Annotated in this window: 12 protein-coding genes and 1 pseudogene; 7 read left to right on the top strand and 6 right to left on the bottom strand. The window is 60.6% G+C overall.

Features of this window, described 5'->3' with window-relative positions:
- Positions 1–211 precede the first annotated feature (211 nt).
- The 5 genes and pseudogenes from P0D84_RS27845 to P0D84_RS27825 all read left to right on the top strand — a co-directional run.
- Positions 212–1,957, top strand: coding sequence for a methyl-accepting chemotaxis protein (locus P0D84_RS27845; RefSeq protein ID WP_408341884.1), 1,746 nt, complete (start codon positions 212–214; stop codon positions 1,955–1,957).
- Positions 1,958–1,969: 12 nt separating this feature from the next.
- On the top strand, positions 1,970–2,266 hold the full coding sequence (locus P0D84_RS27840; RefSeq protein ID WP_408341882.1) for a hypothetical protein: 297 nt from the start codon (positions 1,970–1,972) through the stop codon (positions 2,264–2,266).
- Positions 2,267–2,377: 111 nt separating this feature from the next.
- Complete coding sequence (locus P0D84_RS27835; RefSeq protein WP_408341880.1) at positions 2,378–2,746, top strand: hypothetical protein; 369 nt, start codon at positions 2,378–2,380, stop codon at positions 2,744–2,746.
- Positions 2,747–2,811: 65 nt separating this feature from the next.
- Positions 2,812–4,482, top strand: a complete 1,671-nt coding sequence (locus P0D84_RS27830) for an EAL domain-containing protein (RefSeq protein WP_408341878.1) — start codon at positions 2,812–2,814, stop codon at positions 4,480–4,482.
- Positions 4,483–4,626: 144 nt separating this feature from the next.
- Positions 4,627–4,942: pseudogene (locus P0D84_RS27825) on the top strand (Mu transposase domain-containing protein); the annotation flags it as partial.
- Positions 4,943–5,001: 59 nt separating this feature from the next.
- On the opposite strand, the gene P0D84_RS27820 reads toward P0D84_RS27825, so the two are convergent.
- From P0D84_RS27820 to P0D84_RS27805, 4 genes are all read right to left on the bottom strand, one after another.
- A complete protein-coding gene (locus P0D84_RS27820) occupies positions 5,002–5,589 on the bottom strand; it encodes a VOC family protein (protein WP_408341876.1) in 588 nt (195 codons plus the stop codon).
- A 1,193-nt stretch (positions 5,590–6,782) separates the two neighbouring features.
- Positions 6,783–7,727, bottom strand: coding sequence for a 2-hydroxyacid dehydrogenase (locus P0D84_RS27815; protein ID WP_408341874.1), 945 nt, complete (start codon positions 7,725–7,727; stop codon positions 6,783–6,785).
- Positions 7,724–9,010 (bottom strand): phosphopyruvate hydratase, encoded by a 1,287-nt coding sequence (eno, locus tag P0D84_RS27810; RefSeq protein ID WP_408341872.1) that lies wholly within the window; start codon positions 9,008–9,010, stop codon positions 7,724–7,726. The genes P0D84_RS27815 and eno overlap by 4 nt, the downstream gene beginning before the upstream one ends.
- The gene (locus P0D84_RS27805; RefSeq protein WP_408341870.1) at positions 9,007–10,023 is read right to left on the bottom strand and encodes a phosphotransferase family protein; all 1,017 of its coding nucleotides are present in this window, start codon (positions 10,021–10,023) and stop codon (positions 9,007–9,009) included. The genes eno and P0D84_RS27805 overlap by 4 nt, the downstream gene beginning before the upstream one ends.
- A 281-nt stretch (positions 10,024–10,304) precedes the next feature.
- On the opposite strand from P0D84_RS27805, the gene P0D84_RS27800 reads away from it, so the two are divergent.
- Positions 10,305–11,081, top strand: coding sequence for a fumarylacetoacetate hydrolase family protein (locus P0D84_RS27800; RefSeq protein ID WP_408341868.1), 777 nt, complete (start codon positions 10,305–10,307; stop codon positions 11,079–11,081).
- A gap of 360 nt (positions 11,082–11,441) precedes the next feature.
- Here P0D84_RS27800 and P0D84_RS27795 read toward each other — a convergent pair whose 3' ends face one another.
- A complete protein-coding gene (locus tag P0D84_RS27795) occupies positions 11,442–12,029 on the bottom strand; it encodes a VOC family protein (protein ID WP_408341866.1) in 588 nt (195 codons plus the stop codon).
- Positions 12,030–12,095: 66 nt separating this feature from the next.
- A complete protein-coding gene (locus P0D84_RS27790; protein WP_408341864.1) occupies positions 12,096–12,950 on the bottom strand; it encodes a polysaccharide deacetylase family protein in 855 nt (284 codons plus the stop codon).
- Positions 12,951–13,506: 556 nt separating this feature from the next.
- Between P0D84_RS27790 and ppc the strand changes: the two genes are divergently transcribed.
- Positions 13,507–16,467, top strand: a complete 2,961-nt coding sequence (ppc, locus tag P0D84_RS27785; RefSeq protein WP_408341862.1) for a phosphoenolpyruvate carboxylase — start codon at positions 13,507–13,509, stop codon at positions 16,465–16,467.
- The last annotated feature ends 212 nt before the right edge of the window (positions 16,468–16,679 follow it).

Raw genomic sequence — 16,679 nt, 5'->3', positions numbered from 1 at the left:
GGTTCTTGCGCCACCTCGAGACATCCCTCGATGCCAAACCGCTTCGCAATTTCATACTAATACCGTACCGTATGGTATCATTTAGCATCGACCTCGACTGGCCAGTGACGTCGATTGCGAAATAGCTCGCACAACGCATCGGTGTAATCGTCGCGAGATTTTAACGATCAGCTGGACACGCAGTACCTCGTTGACCTTGAAAAGTGAAACTATGAAATTCAGCAACATGAAATTGGGTACCAGACTGATCAGTGCCTTCATCCTGGTGTGTGCCATCGGCGCCATCGTCAGCGGGATCGGCATCCGCGATATGGATCAGATTAACGACAACGGCGACGATATCTACCGTGTCAATCTGATCGGGCTTGACCTTACCCAGGAGGCGAACATCGACCTGCTGTATGTCAGCCGCTCCCTGCGCGACGCCATCCTGGCCACGAGCGCCGAGCAGCGGGCCGCATTCCTCGCCGACAGCGAAAAAAACCTGGCACTGACGCGTGAGAACCTCGATAAAGCCAAACAGACATTAGTTAGCGAGAAGGGTAAGGCTGCCTTCGCCGAGCTCGACCAGAGCTGGCAGGATTACGCGCAGGCCGTCAGGGAGATGCAGGCCCGGGCCCGTGCTGCTTCGCTACAGGATCGCAGTGACCTGACCGACTACCTGTTCGGCGATTTCCGCTCGAGGACCAACAAGGTCGACGACCTGATGGACGTAGTGGTGAATCTGAAGCAGAAAGGCGCGAAGGATCGTGCCGACTCGAACCGGATGCTCTATCAGGAAAGCCGCACGCTGATGATCGCCCTGGTGGTCCTCTCCGTGTTGAGTGGTGTCGGAATCGGGGTCTGGCTCACGCGCAGCGTGACGCGGCAGTTGGGGGCCGAGCCGGCGACCGCCGCCGAACTGGCCAGGAGCGTCGCCACCGGCGATCTGGGCGTCAGGATCGACCTGCGTCCCGGCGACACGAGCAGCCTGATGGCATCGCTGAAGGCCATGCGCGACAGCCTGTTGGGGGTGGTGTCGGAGGTGCGCGAGAACGCCGAAGGCGTGGCGACCGCGAGTGCGCAGATCGCCCAGGGCAATCTGGATCTGTCGAGCCGCACCGAAGAGCAGGCGGCCTCTCTCGAAGAAACCGCCTCCAGCATGGAACAGCTGACCGCCACGGTCCGCCATAACACGGATAACGCAAGGCAGGCAGCGACGCTGGCCGGCACGGCCTCGGGCATCGCGCAGCGCGGCGGCGAGGTGGTCGGGCGGGTGGTTGAGACGATGCATGAGATCGCCGGCAGTTCAGCAAAGATGTCGGAGATCATCACGGTGATCGAGGGCATCGCCTTCCAGACCAACATCCTCGCGCTCAACGCGGCGGTCGAGGCAGCCCGCGCGGGCGAACAGGGTCGGGGGTTTGCTGTCGTGGCCGGTGAGGTCCGCACGCTTGCCCAGCGCAGCGCCACTGCGGCGAAGGAAATCAAGGATCTGATCGGCAGCTCGCTGAACCGGGTGGACGCCGGCTCGAAGCTCGTCGAGGAAGCAGGCAGCACGATCAACGAGATCGTCGTGTCGGTGAAGCGCGTGACCGATATCGTGGGCGAAATCTCGTCGGCGTCGCAGGAGCAGAGCACCGGCATCGAACAGGTGAATCAGGCCGTCAGCCAGATGGACCAGGTGACCCAGCAGAATGCCGCGCTGGTCGAAGAGGCCTCGGCGGCGGCGCAGTCGATGGCCGGGCAGGCCCAAAGCCTGCGTGAAACGGTGGCGTTCTTCAAGGTCGGCGAAACGGGACCCTCGGCGTCACGAGCGGTTGCCCAGCGGAGTGAACCGCGCCGCTCGGCACTGACCGTTCGCACGACTCCTCGTGCACCATTGACCGGGCCAGTGACGAGTTCAGTCGTGCGGGCAGACCGGAGCACCACCGTCGCGACAGACAGCAGTGATGCCGTGGACTGGCAGGCATTCTGAGCGGGTGGAAAATTGAACAATACCGACGAGGTGCTGGGCAAGATGGCCGGGATCATGACCACCAACACGAAAACCGTCAGCATGCTTGGCGCGCGGTCCATGGTGCTGGGCGCGTTTTTTGATGCCACCCTGCCGCACCTCACGACGTCGCAGCGTGCTGCGGTCACCCGGTCATTCCGGCAGGGCATTGAAGATGCCCTGTCGTACATGGACGATATGCCCTTGCCCGCTGAATATCACTCGACGCTGCTTGAACTCACCAATGCCATCCTCGCCACACTGGATCAGGAATCAGCCACGCATGGATAGCGGATAGTTTCATACGCCTGGTGCGGCACATGTCCGCGAACGCGTCGGTCGACACAGGAGCCCGCGTCCGCCTGGCTGTCTCAGGCGCATTGAGCGGCCAATGAATATCGGATGCCTGATTTTCTCTCAGGTTCTGGCATGACCCCCGAATGGCCAGAATCTTTAGCCGACCCTAACCCGGTCGGTTTTTTTTTGCGGCGGGATGCGTATCCCCTCAGCGCCGAAAAGCCGCAATTGAGCGAGACGTTGGAAGTTGAAATGGATCGTCTTTTTTTGACACGCGCAAGTGCCGTGTCGTATCTGCTTAACCGTCGGCGCGCGCTGCTCGAAAAAATCGCAGTCACGCCGAGCGGCAACGTTGACTCTGAATTTCAGGGAGTCGAGTTGATCGAGCGGCTGATACTCGACGTCCGCGCGGGACGCGTCCACGCGTTCGGGTTGGACGATCCAGAGGCCATTACGGTATTCGTCTCAGACTAACGCCTGACCGGCTGCGCCCAGGTACGTGTGGATTTCACGCCGGCCCCGACTACACGTTACGCCAGGTGCCTATCGCAACACCGACTCGCCTGCATGACTACTTCAATATGATCGTGATCACAAAACTGACTGCCGCCGTATTTCATCGCGCTGTCGCTGTGGCGTTGCGTCCGTGGAAGACGTGGACTTCGGCCGCGGCTCTCTTTGGTGCCGCTGTGGCAGCTTCGCTGGCGGTGGGCTACCACATCGCGGCAGAGCGCACACTTCAGCGCGAGGCAGCGCTGGCGCAGGATATTGGCCGGTCCCTGGCGCGGATCATCGCCATCGTCGAACGCGACAGGCAGCAACTTGCACCGTTTGAGGGACAGTCCTGCGCCAGGGTCGTCGCAGGCCTCACGGGCGACAAGAGGATTGCCCTGTACGTTCGCAATGCCTTTTTTTCCAGGGACAATCGCGTCTACTGCACGACGGTATCGGGAGCCAGCGACGTCCCGTTGAGTGCGTATATTTCGCCGTTCCGACCAGGCATCAGCGTAGCGATGCGTGCTGGCACGCCGCTTTTCCCGAAGAGTCCAGCGATGGTCGTGTACGACCGCCTGTCCGACAGAGCCGGAATTGGCCTCGTCGTCAGCGGCATATACATTGACGATCTGCTTGGACGGGTGCGGGCGTCTGGGGCCCAGTCAGCGACAATTACCAGCACCGATGGCAGTGCGTTCACCAGCGACGGACAGATTCTGGCGTCTTTCGCCCCGGGCAAGGGATGGGCGAGTTATTCGGCTCCTGACGCCCTGTTTTCCGTATCGGTACAAGGTGGTCCAACGTGGCGGCAACAGGATCTGGGCGATGTCGAAAACGTTGCCATGCTGATCGGCATGATGGTGGGGCTGGCGATCGCCGCCGGCTATCTGAGCGGATACACGCCACGACAACGTCTGATCCGTCGGGTTCGCCGAGGTCTCGCGCGCGGCGAATTCCTCGTGGTCTATCAGCCGATCGTCGAAGTGGCGACAGGGAAATGGGTGGGCGCCGAGGCGCTGGTGCGCTGGCAGCATCCCCGCCGGGGCCTGGTGATGCCGGGTCATTTCATTGGCGAAGTGGAGGATAGTCCGGTGATCGCGGACCTGACGCAATTCGTCCTCCGGCGAGCGCTCAAGGAATTGGGTGCCATGAAGCTGCCAAACGGGTTCAGGCTCACCGTCAACCTTTCGGCATTCCATGCAGGTCTGCGCGGCTTTCCCGGCGACTTGAGCGAGATCCTCTCTGCCAGCCAGACCCGACTTCAGCTTGTGCTCGAAATCACCGAACGCGGCTTGCTCGCGGGCATCGACGGCGTGAAAGACAGCTTGGCCCGGCTGCAGCGCCAGGGTGTCAAATTCGCCGTCGACGACTTCGGGACAGAGAACAGCAATCTTGCCTTGCTGCAGCGGTTTCATTTCGACTACATCAAGATCGACCGGCAATTCGTCCAGGGCGTTGCCGGCAACGATCGCGCGCTGCTCGAAGGTATTACTTTCCTCGCAGCACAAGTCGGGGCACTCGTTGTCGCCGAAGGCGTCGAAGAGCGCGCACAGCAGGATGTGCTGGACACGATCGGCGTGCCACTTGCGCAGGGCTTCCTGTTTGCGAGGCCGGAGCGCGCCAAAGAATTCGCACAAGGCTATGCGACGTCCGCCGGGCGTCCCGCTTCACGTGCATTCCATGGGCAGGGTTCGTTGGCGGTATTGAGTTCATAGTGGTCGAGTCAATTCCTGCATCGTGCATTCTCGTCGGGTGGATATCTTCTGGTGGAACGCGGCACCTGCTAACTCTTGAGCAGGGCGCTCAGAAGATCTCGGCGGCGGGAACAGGCGATTTTTCGTCTTGAGCGTGGTTTTTCGGTGTCGAGCGGAGTGAAGTACGGCTTCTTGCCCTTACGCGAGTTCCGTGGCCTCGTCGACGCCAACCTCCCCGGATACACGCCTGGGCGATGAACGAGGCCGGCAACCGCATTCATGGTACTGCGCGCGAGATGCCTCTGAAGCGCTGCGCGGAGGTTGAACGAAGCCTGCTGATCAACTTGCCAGACCGTCCCGCCGGAGTTCGCAGTTTGGGCTAGTGGGAAGGTGCACGGCGGAGGCTCATGTTCAGTTCGAGCAGAGCTTTTACTCGGTCCCGTATTGCCTCGTCGGCCAGGAATTATGGCTCAACGCAAGCACCATGGCCGGTCATTGAAAGAGGTCGCAGGCGCGACCTCTTCTGCTTCAACGCTGCTGTTACGCGCGCGTGGCGGCCCACTTCTTAAGCTCAGCATGGGCGACCTTCGTCGCCCGGAGCATAAATTCCTCCGCCATCGGAGGTGAGTAGCATAGCTCAAGATTCATGCCGCTCGGATCCTTAAGGTAGAGCGAATGAAACGCTCCGTGATCGATGTAGGTGCTGCCATACCCCTCGGCCTCCAGCTTGCCGCGAAAGTACTCAATCGCTTCGTCGCTATCTACATTGATGGCGATATGATGGTGATAGACGGTCGGCACCTGGAATGGCGGCTCACCGTCATAAAAGTCAGGATAGTCAAAAAATGCAATCGAGCTTCCGTCCCCCATCTCAAAGAAGAAATGGCAGTACGGCGACGCCTTGCCTGTGAACACTTCCTCCGGAATGCGCAATGCAATCGTCATGGGCAGCTCCAGGATATCTTCATAGAAGTGCCGCGTCTTTTCGACATCGGTGCAGTAGTACGCGTGATGGTTGACTCCGCGAATTCGATTCTTCGCGCGACGAGCTACAACCGCCTCCTTATCCGCCGGGTCAATCGCGGCTTCGCCGACCGCGCCAAGGACATTTTCTTCCTGATGGGACATGCTCGTGCTCCTTCATGGACCTATGAAACCGGCCTGGCAAGGCTGGTTAGTAATGCCGCTTATGTCTATGCGAGCGGCGTAGAGTCAACAGCCAACGTGTTCGAGATTCGAGGTGCTACCCATTCAGCACCTGGGGACGCGGCGCGAGCCACACGTCGTCGTTCGCTTGAGTCTTTCGAGGAATTCGCGCAGGACCTGCCGCAACCATCGGTCAGTTCCGTTGCTCTTCCCGGAGTAGGTTGAGGCAAGTTCCCTTGACTTCGCTTCCCTCAGCCGACAACCCTGTGCGCTGTCTCCCGCCCAATTTCAACGTCTCAGGACCAAGCATAGGAGAAAAGGCACACGTGAGCAATCTGGTTTACCCGAGCATATGCGCAATTGGGAGACGGCGGAGACCATGCGCCAAGTATGGTCCGATCCAAGCTGCGAGACGAACGTTGCGCGCCGCTCCGTTAAACAGCAAGAACATGAGGAGGGTTAGAGTAACGGAACTGAAGAACTCCCACATGGCTAGTGCGCGCATTCACAAGGCCGAAGCACAAAACACGGTCTCGCTCGTGTATGAAGGATATCTGCATGAAGCATACCTGGTGTTCGCGCGATAGTTGATCTATTCAACGATACAAAGCTTCTAGGTACCGCTTGAGTCGAATCGCTTCGATGTTCGCTATATGGACGATCGCACCGAAGACAGCGCAGTGCGGAAACTACACGCGTTAGGATGGCCCGGCGGCACCGATTGAAAGTCCGGGCGGAATGCTTCGGCGAAATACACGTTTTGATAGAGGCGTAAGCCGAGCACGCCGGCCGTCAGCTGCTCATAAAGACAGCCTTGCGCCGCGGGCGTTGATCACCGATACCCTCGGGCTCTTGTCCTGCGCGGCTCTAGCGATGTGGCCGGTCGATCGGATCGCGCCCCGGACCAATTCGAAGTGCCCGGGCGGTACGCGCTCGTATTTTCTGCGCTCATCCGTTTCTCCTACAACGTCATTGCCGTTGGTTAGGTCGCGCCCTCTTGCACTTGGCAAGATGTGGTTGCGGCCCAAATGGAGTTTTGTCATTCCACGTGATGGATACTGAACTCGACCCAACGAAGCAACGATCACTACCCTCGCAGTTTTTCCTATGAATTTCCAACTCAGTACACTAGCGATCGGCATGCGATGCACGCTCGCGCTCCTGTGCGTTCTCCACTAAACCAGATTCAACAACGCTTCGCCATCACGCAGCCTGCGGCAGTTCTCCACGATCACGGCGATGCTCCGCTCGAGCGTTTGCGGGGTAAGCCACGCGATATGGGGCGTTGCGACCACATTCGGCAGCGACAATAGAGGATTGTCGGCAACGGTGGGCTCTGTTGCGAACACATCGAGTCCCGCTGCAGACACCCTGCCCGATTGCAGCGCATCGAAAAGCGCGGGTTCGTCGATCAGTTCGCCGCGTGCGGTATTGATCAGCACAGCGCCCGGCTTCATCAAACGAAGCGCGTCGGCGTCAAGCAGACAGCGCGTGTCGGGCGTGAGCGGAATGTGCAGCGACACGATGTCCGCCTGCGCGAGCAAGGCCTGCAGCGACGCTAGATGCCGCGCGGCGGGGTCCGCTGCGGGGTTGCGCGCGTAATAGACCACCTGGGCACCGAGCGCAACCAGCGCAGCCGTCAGTCTGCGCGGAATCGCCCCGTATCCGACGAAGCCTACCGTGCGGCCCGACAGTTCGCCCACCGTATCGAACGTGTCGAGCGGCAGGTTCCAGCCGCTGCCGCGGCGGCACGCACTGTCGAGGTAGGCGACCCGCCGCAGCGCGGCCAGCATCAGTGCCAGCGTATGCTCGGCGACGGCCTGGCTGTTGGTTCCTGGCATATTCGCCACGGCGATGCCACGTGACTTCGCCGAGTCGACCGCAATCGTGTTCGTGCCCACACCGATTTTCTGCACAAGCTTGAGCCTGGGTGCCGCGTCAAGCATCTCGGCGGTGACGGGTGTCAGCACATGCAGTAGCACGTCCGCGTTCTCGAGTTCACGTCGAATCGCGTAGGCGTCGTTCTCGTCCACGACCACGATGTCGAGCCACTCAGGCGCACTCGCGCGTAGCCGCTCGCGAAAGCCGGGGCTCGCGCGGTATTGAAGCACGGCCTTCATGCGAGACTCCGCAGCGGTAACGCCGACCAGCCCGCGAAATTTGCACTGCTGCCGATCTGCTCTTCGATGCGCAGGCCTTCGTTCCACTTCGCCATGCGCTCGGAACGTGCGAACGAACCAACCTTCAGCTGTCCGGTATTCCAGCCCGTTGCGAGATGCGCGATCATCGTATCCTCGCTCTCCCCCGATCGTGCCGATACAACCATACCCCAGCCGAGCGCTTTCGCCGCTTCCATGGTACGGCGCGTTTCTGTGATCGTGCCCGCCTGATTCGGTTTGAGGAGCACTGCGTTGCATTGCCCGGCTACCGCGGCGGCGTTGACGCGATCCGCATTGCTGACGAGAAAATCGTCTCCGATTACCTGCACGCTATCGCCCACCGCGGAGGTGAAGGCACGCATGCCTTCGGGATCATCCTCGGCAACCGGATCTTCCACCGACACGATCGGATAGCGCTTGAGCCATTCGTACATCTGCTCCAGCCATTCGCCGGTATCGTATTCGCGGTTCTCGACTGCGAGCTTGTAACGCCCGTTACGACCGAATTCCGATGCGGCGATATCCAGCGAGATCGCAACCTGATCGTGGCGATAGCCGGCAAGCTCGATCGATCGGGTCAGCAGCTCGAGCGGTTCTTCGTTCGACGTGAAATCCGGCCACCATCCGCCCTCGTCCGCCACCCCGGCGCGCCGACCCAGGGACTCCATCAGATCGCCCGCGGCCCGGTAGACATCCGCCACCATGCACAGCGCTTCGTCGAAGCTCTGGGCGCCGAGCGGCATCACGAGGAAATCCTGAATGTCGATGCGGCGGCCGGCATGCGCGCCGCCACCAAAAATCTGAATTTCCGGCAACGGCATGCGCACTGGCTGGCCGCCCGCGAGATATCGCCACAACGGCATGCCGGCTGCCGCCGCCGCCGCGTTGAGCACCGCCATCGAAGTGGCGATCGTCGCGTTGCCGCCGAGATGCGACTTGTTCGGTGTACCGTCGAGTGCGATCAGACGCGCGTCGACAGACTCCTGGTCGAGCGCTTCCATGCCGGTCAATGCCGGTGCGATGATCTCATTGACGTTCTGCAATGCGCGCTGCACGCCGAAGCCCGCGAATGCGCTGCCGCCGTCGCGCAGGTCGATGGCCTCGTTGCTGCCGCGCGATGCCCCGGCCGGTGCGATGCCGCGCCCCCATGCGCCGCTCACGAGTTCGACGTCGACCTCCACGGTCGGTCTGCCGCGCGAGTCCCAGATCCGGCGGCCAATGATTTTCCTGATACCTGTGTTCATGCTCGTTCCTTGTTCCAGCGATTTCGGATGGCGTCGAGTGTCTTCGGTGGATCGACGATAAAAGGCTTGGTGAAGCTGCGCACGCGCGCGAGGTCTTCAGGCGTCTTCAGATATTCGACAGGAGACTTTCCGTCGACCCGTGCAAGCATCAGCGCCGGCAGCAGGCGCGCCGCGCGTGCCTCCACGTCCGCCGGGTTCTCCCACGCGACGCCCGCGAAATACGCATCGTTGAGCGCGTCGAAACAGGCAAGAAAGCGCGCCGTCGCGTCGGGTCGCTGCAGACATTTCAGCAGCAGATGGGTGAGGCAAAACGCAACATCGAACGCGGGATCGCCATACCATGCACACTCGGCGTCCAGCAGAACCGGTCCCGCCGAACCGATCAGAATATTTTTCGGGCTGACGTCCCCGTGAACGAGCGCGCACTTCGTTGCTGCCGTGTCGTCACTCAGCTGGATCAGCTCGGCCGCGCAATCCGGGTTCGCCTCCGCCGCCGCGAGAAAATAAGGTTCGAGACGGAGCGCGAAAAAACTCGCATCGTTCGCGAAGCTCCGCGCCAGGTCGCATTTGCCGGCGCTCGCCTGATGGATCGCAGCGAGCCTCGCACCGAGCTGGCGCGCAGTGAAGATCTTCGCATTGCCGGCGAGCAGTTCATCTTTCCAGACCCGGTAGTTTTCAGGGTCGAGATAGGCCATCGCGAAAGCACGCGCCGTCTGATCCTCGGCAATGATCTGCGGCACGAAACCGGGAACCAGCGTGGAGGCGAATTTCATCCACGCCACCTCGGCTGTATTGCGCTCCAGCGGCGCTAACCATTGCGCGGCCACCTTGAGTCTTGCCAGTGCGCGCTTGATGCACACCGTGCCGCGAGCGGTGTCCGCACGCACGATCTGCGACGACACCCCGCCGGTCAGCGGCGTCAGCCGCGGCGCCTCATCCGCACCGACGAGGCCCATGCGGCGCAGCGACGCAACCAGTGCCGATACATCTTCCGCATCCAGTTCAACATTCATCGGAACATCCCACTCTGTACTTGTCTCGTTCGTAATATAGCGAATTGAGCACACGTGTGCCATGAAAAATGTTTAGGGGTTTACCCCGGTCCAGATTGAGACAGCGTGCTCTGGTTTCGCCAAACCGCTCATTCAGGGGACGTTCGTGATTCTGCCAATGTAGTTCGCATTCTCGATTCTCTTTACAGAAACAATACCGCTCGACATAATGGGCACACGTGAATCCTTCCGGATGGTAAGCAAACAGGCCGGATTCGACCTTCCCTCAACTGGAGCAAATCATGAAGATCACGCGTTTCAAGCTGGGCGACGTCGTTGCATACGGCGATCTGCGAGACGACGGTACGATCGAGCACCTTTCCGGCTCGCCGTTTGACGGCGAGGTCCGGCTGACCGGCACCTACGTAGCTGCTAATGACGTGACGTTACTCGCGCCAGTCGAGAATCCGCGGATTTTCGGTGCCGGATTCAACTATGTGTCGCACATCAAGGAAACCGGCTGGGACACTCCCACGGTGCCCATACTGTTTGTCAAACCGGAGTCGGCGCTGGCCGGCCCCAACGACCCGATCGTGTATCCGAAGCTGGGCGAAGTGATCCATTACGAAGCGGAACTCGTGGCGGTGATCGGGCGTATCGCGAGGCGTGTGTCCGAAGCAGACGCGCTCGATTATGTGCTCGGCTACACCTGCGGCAACGACGTCAGCGACCGCGTTATCCAGAAAGAGGAAATGCGCTTCGGCTGCCTGTTCGCGGGCAAGGCCTTCGATACGTTTGCACCGCTCGGCCCAGTGATCAGCACCGACCTGAAGCCGGGGAATCTTGAGATCGTCGGCCGCTTGAACGGAGAGGTCAAACAGCGAGGCAATACCTCGGATCTGCTATTTTCGGTACCCCGGCTGATTGCCTACCTGAGCTCGTTCATGACACTCGTTCCAGGCGACGTGATCATGACCGGCACACCGTCGGGCGTCGGACCGATCAAGCCTGGCGACGTGTTCGAGGTGGAGATCGAAGGGATTGGGACACTGTCGAATCCAGTCGTCGCGGAGCAGTAGAACGTACTGCTGCATTGCAGCCGGCGGTTATGTATGCCGCCGGCATTGCACGGTATATCGGGCGCTACACGACGCTAGTGCAGGTAATCGATGTGTTGGGCAAGGTAGCATCGGACCCGAAGTTGCCATCCGGAAGCGGCGCGAGCGTGACCATCCACGACATCGCACGAGCACTGAACATTTCGCATACGACTTTCGCACGCGCTGGCCGATAGCCCAAGATCAGCGCGATCCTTGAGACGCGTCCGGCAGGCATTATTATTGTTTTGACAACGTCCGATCGTTCCAAAACCGAAGCATTCCTGAAGAAGTTCGAAACCATCTGATGGCTCCGAACCTCTGCCCCGGCATCACCCGTTGCTACGCGCGCGTGGCAACCCATGCTTTCAATTCTGCGTGCGCCGTCTTTTCGGCACGAAGGTTGTACTCCTCCGCCATAGGAGGCGTATACGTCAATTCAAGGTTCATGCCGTTCGGGTCCCTCAGGTAAAGGGAGAAGAAAGTGCCATGGTCAACATAAGTGCCTTCGTAGCCCTCAGACGAAAGCTTTTTCTGGAAATATTCAATCGCCGCAACACTGTCCACGTTAACTGCGATGTGATGGTGATAGACAGTCGACACCGTGAACGGCGGCTCGCCATCGAAGATATCCGGATAGTCAAAAAACGCGATGCTGCTCCCATCCCCCATCTCAAAGAAAAAGTGGCAGTACGGGGCTGGTTTGCCAGTAAACACCTCGTCCGGAATGCGCAGCGCAATGGTCATCGGCAATTCCAGAATATCTTCGTAAAAATGCCGTGTCTTCTCTGCATCCGTGGTGTAGTAAGCATGGTGGCTAAGCCCGCGGATCCGGTTACGGGCCCGACGCGTGATTGCCCGCTCTTTGTCTTTCGGGTCAATAGCGGCATCGCTGACCGCTCCCAGAACATTCTTTTCCTGATGTGACATTCTCTTGCTCCTCCGACGAATTAAAGAAACGGCCCGCAAAGGCCAGTAATCAGGGCGCCGGCGTGCCTATGCGGGCGGCGCGACAGAAGTCAGCGCCGACGTGCCTGACAGAAGCGGTCTTGTCCATTCTGCAACTTCACGACACGAGGCGAGCCATACATCGTCGCGCGCTCGCACACGGTGCAGAAACCTGCTCAGGACCTGCCATAGTCGTTCGTCGGCACCGAAAAGATAGGGATGAAAAATGACCGTCAGATGCTGACCGGCGCTCACCGCCTCATCGAAGGCATGATTGAGCGTTTGCTCCCACTCATCCGCCGACGCGGGAGTGCGGTGATCACCGTTGGATGCGCGAAACTCAGCCAGGTCGGGATCGATCAGATAGGCGTCAACGTGCTGCCACGCGAACGGCAGAACGACCATCCCCTGCTGTAACCGTATCTGCCTGTCGCCCGACACAGGGGAGCAATAGGTGAAGCCGCTCTCGTGTAGCAAAGCGAGTGAGTCTGCATCGATTGCGCCGCCGGGCGGACGAAAACCCGTCGGATCAACGCCGATCGAACGGAGTGCCGCGACGCTCGTTGCGAGGTTCGAGCGTTGTTCGTCCGAAGTCAGACGCCCCCAGTTTTCATGTCTCCACGCGTGCAAGCCAATTTCGTGCCCCGCATCCCGTAACGCCTTCAGTTCTGCCGGATACAGTTCGGCATTCACCGCCTCGATGAAGTAAGTAACGGACAGGCCATCAAGCTCGGCCAGCAACCGGGGCAGCACGCGAGTTGCGGTGTAGTGGTCGCCGACGGGGTCCGCTGTGGACCAGCGGCCCATGCTGATATCGCAGGCCTCTCCCAGGTTGTCGAAGGTCACGCTGACGGAGGCGCGCTTTCCGGCCGGTCCCCGCGTGAAAAAAACAGTTTCGTTCATCAGATTGTCCTGAAAACCTCGTCCAGAAAAGCCCCGCTCCCGCGATGCACTGCGTGCGGCGGCCTCTGCATCGCACAGGCAAAAGATTATTGGCAAAAGCACACGTGTGCAATACGGGGTTTACCATGCAACTCCATGCGGCGAGCGAAACTGAATCGAACCGTCGTCGCTGCGAGCAAGCCGCCCATGCCGTAATTCAAAACTTTTCGCTGTGCGCGGACCCTTCTGGCCGCCGTGGAGACCGTGCGAATGATCGCCCAAGGACAGATGAAAGTGCTCGCAGGACGCATCCATCTGGCACCTATCAATCCTTTGACGTGGCAACCTAGGGACTCCTTTGCATAGCGGCCGCAGTTCCTTCACGCGTCATACTGCGACACCGCCGTGGACAAGTCGTGGCAGACATCCTCGGGAGAGCACCCAACACTAACAAAAAAGCGCTACGCGGTTGCGCTGGGCACACGTGTGCTCTAGGATGTGGCGGGAGACGCACGGCGTTGGCAAAGCAGCCTTTTACCTGGCCCGTCTCGGTTCATAGCCCTTCAGGAAACCAAACATGACGCCTTTCAAAGCAGCGCCGTTGACACGGCCTCACTCTCTGGGCCGCAATAACTCCGAGGCCAGCGCCACGTTATCTGGGCGCGACGTTGAACTGCTCGGGGAGGCAACGCTACGGGCGTGTGGCAGCGCAGCGGACGCGTCGTCAAGCCTACGCGCCAGCCGCACTCGCGCGGATAAGGGCCAGCAGCTGTCACAGGATATCCGCTATCTAGGACGGCTGCTCGGCGACGTGGTACGCGAACAGGAGGGTGACGCGGTGTTTGACGTGATCGAGACGATCCGCCAGGCCGCCGTGCGGTTTCGCCGCGAAGACGACAGCAGCGCCGCGCAGATGCTCGACAAGAAACTCAGCTCGCTGAGCCCCGAGCAGACCATGAGCGTCGTGCGGGCGTTCAGCTATTTTTCGCATCTGGCGAACATTGCGGAAGACCGCCATCGCAATCGCCGGCACCGGATTGATGCGCTGGCCGGTTCGGCGGCGCAGGCCGGCACCATTGCCTACGCGCTCGAACGGCTGACACATGCCAACGCGGCCGCCACGCCGGTCTTGCAACAGTTCTTCAACGAAGCGCTGATCGTGCCGGTGCTGACGGCGCACCCGACTGAAGTGCAGCGCAAGAGTATTCTGGATGCCCAGCACGACATCGCCCGCCTGCTTGCGGAGCGCGACCAGCCGCTAACCGAGCGAGAACACGCGCACAACGAAACGATGCTGCGCGCCCGCGTCACCTCGCTGTGGCAAACACGAATGCTGCGCGACGCACGCCTGACGGTGGCCGACGAAATCGAAAACGCGCTGTCGTATTACCGGACCACTTTCCTCGACGAGATCCCGGCGCTGTATGCGGATATCGAGTTCGCGCTCGCCGAGCACGGACTCGACGCGCGCCTGCCGCCCTTCTTACAGATGGGCAGCTGGATCGGCGGCGACCGCGACGGCAATCCGAACGTGACAGCCGCGACCCTCCAGGAAGCGATCACGCGCCAAGCCGCGGTGATCTTCGAACATTATCTCGAACAGGTGCACAAGCTCGGCGCCGAGCTCTCGGTGTCAAATCTGCTGACGGGCGCAAGCGACACGCTGAAGGCGCTTGCCGCGGCGTCGCCGGACCAGTCGCCACATCGCGTCGACGAGCCCTACCGCCGTGCCCTGATCGGCGTATATGCACGGCTCGCCGCGACAGTCCGCAAGCGGCTCGGCGAAGGCGTGATCGCAACGCGCGGCGCGCATCTCGACGCCGAGCCATATTACGACGCCGCCGCTTTCGCACAAGATCTGCATGTGCTGCTCGATTCGCTCACCGAGCATCATGGCGCGGCGCTCGCCGCGCCGCGTCTGGCGCCGCTCGTGCGTGCCGCTGAAGTATTCGGCTTCCACCTCGCCAGCATCGACCTGCGCCAGAGCTCGGACATTCACGAAGCCGTGATCGCCGAATTGCTCAAGCGCGCTGGCGTCGAAGAGGATTACGCCGGGTTGTCCGAAGCCAACAAGCTGCGCGTACTACTGGCCGAACTCGCACAGCCGCGTCTGCTCCGCTCCCCGTACCTCGAGTACTCCGATCTCGTGATAAGCGAACTGGGCGTGCTCGAAGCGGCCCGCATGACGCGCGAGACGTTCGGCGCACGCGCCGTGCGGAACTACATCATTTCGCACACGGAAACCGTCAGCGATCTGGTTGAAGTGATCTTGTTGCAAAAAGAAGCCGGCCTGCTGCATGGACACTTCGGTGACCCGCACGAGCCCGCCAAAGCCGGCCTGATGGTGATTCCGCTATTCGAGACGATCCCCGACTTGCGCGAAGCGTCGCATATTATGCGAGATCTGATCGCGCTGCCAGGCGTCGATTCGCTGATCGAACATCAAGGCGGTGAGCAGGAAGTGATGCTGGGCTATTCGGACAGCAACAAGGATGGCGGCTTCCTCACGTCGAACTGGGAACTGTACCGTGCGGAACGCGCGCTGGTGTCGCTCTTCAACGAGCGAGGCATAACGCTGCGGCTGTTCCACGGCCGGGGCGGCACAGTCGGACGTGGCGGCGGTCCGACCTATCAGGCCATCCTGTCGCAACCGCCGGGCGCAGTCGAAGGCCAGATTCGTCTAACCGAACAGGGCGAAGTGATTGCCAGCAAGTTCGGCAATCCGGAGATCGGCCGGCGCAACCTCGAAACCGTGGTCGCCGCGACACTCGAAGCCTCGCTCCTGCCGCACGGCAAAACGCCCGCGCAATTGCCAGCCTTCGAGAAAACGATGCAGCAATTGTCCGACGCGGCAATGGCCTCGTACCGCGCACTGGTCTACGAAACGCCCGGCTTCAAGGACTATTTCTTCGAATCGACACCGATTTCGGAAATTGCCGAACTGAACATCGGCAGCCGGCCGGCGTCGCGCAAGCTGCAGGATCCGAAGCAACGCAAGATTGAGGATCTGCGGGCGATTCCGTGGGGCTTCTCGTGGGGTCAGTGCCGCGTGCTGCTGACCGGCTGGTATGGCTTCGGTAGCGCAGTGGCTGCGCATCTGGACAGCGCGCCGTCCGACGCCGAGCGCGCGCGGCGTCTTGCGTTGCTAAAGAAGATGTACAAAACGTGGCCGTTCTTTGCGAACCTGCTGTCGAACATGGACATGGTGCTGGCGAAAACCGACCTCGCGGTCGCGTCGCGCTACACACAGTTAGTGTCCGACAAGAAGCTGCGCAAGCATGTGTTCGAGCGGATCGTCGCGGAATGGGAGCGCACGTCGAAGACGCTCGGTGAGATCACCGGCAAGAGCGAGCGACTCGCGGACAATGCCCTGCTCGCGCGTTCGATCAGGAACCGCTTCCCGTACCTCGATCCGCTGAATCACTTGCAGGTTGAGTTGCTCAAGCGTCGCCGCGCGGGCGATACGAACGCGCGCGTGCGCCGCGGGATTCATCTGACCATCAACGGGATCGCGGCCGGACTGCGCAATACAGGGTAACGATGTAAACCGGCAGCGGATCGCGCTGATCTCGTCACGCTTGAAGAGACGCTGCCCACGTCGTCACCCGGTTACGGTACAAGTCATGAAGTCCTAACCAATCTCGACATCCCGGGTCTTCTGATATCAGCGCCTTACGTTCGGCGGTATGCATCAAGATCGTTCAGATCCTGCATGGTGGCATCTCTATCGTTCTATTGATAGAACACAAC

The organism is Paraburkholderia sp. RL17-337-BIB-A (genome assembly GCF_046025895.1).
GTDB classification, from domain to species: Bacteria; Pseudomonadota; Gammaproteobacteria; order Burkholderiales; family Burkholderiaceae; genus Paraburkholderia; species Paraburkholderia fungorum_C.
This window is presented reverse-complemented; position numbering and strand designations above follow the sequence as displayed.

Coding starts and splice junctions, on each gene's coding strand:
- P0D84_RS27845 (WP_408341884.1), top strand. CDS start 212: ATGAAATTCAGCAACATGAAATTGGGTACCAGACTGATCAGTGCCTTC.
- P0D84_RS27835 (WP_408341880.1), top strand. CDS start 2,378: ATGCCTGATTTTCTCTCAGGTTCTGGCATGACCCCCGAATGGCCAGAA.
- P0D84_RS27820 (WP_408341876.1), bottom strand. CDS start 5,589: ATGTCCCATCAGGAAGAAAATGTCCTTGGCGCGGTCGGCGAAGCCGCG.
- P0D84_RS27815 (WP_408341874.1), bottom strand. CDS start 7,727: ATGAAGGCCGTGCTTCAATACCGCGCGAGCCCCGGCTTTCGCGAGCGG.
- eno (WP_408341872.1), bottom strand. CDS start 9,010: ATGAACACAGGTATCAGGAAAATCATTGGCCGCCGGATCTGGGACTCG.
- P0D84_RS27805 (WP_408341870.1), bottom strand. CDS start 10,023: ATGAATGTTGAACTGGATGCGGAAGATGTATCGGCACTGGTTGCGTCG.
- P0D84_RS27800 (WP_408341868.1), top strand. CDS start 10,305: ATGAAGATCACGCGTTTCAAGCTGGGCGACGTCGTTGCATACGGCGAT.
- P0D84_RS27795 (WP_408341866.1), bottom strand. CDS start 12,029: ATGTCACATCAGGAAAAGAATGTTCTGGGAGCGGTCAGCGATGCCGCT.
- P0D84_RS27790 (WP_408341864.1), bottom strand. CDS start 12,950: ATGAACGAAACTGTTTTTTTCACGCGGGGACCGGCCGGAAAGCGCGCC.
- ppc (WP_408341862.1), top strand. CDS start 13,507: ATGACGCCTTTCAAAGCAGCGCCGTTGACACGGCCTCACTCTCTGGGC.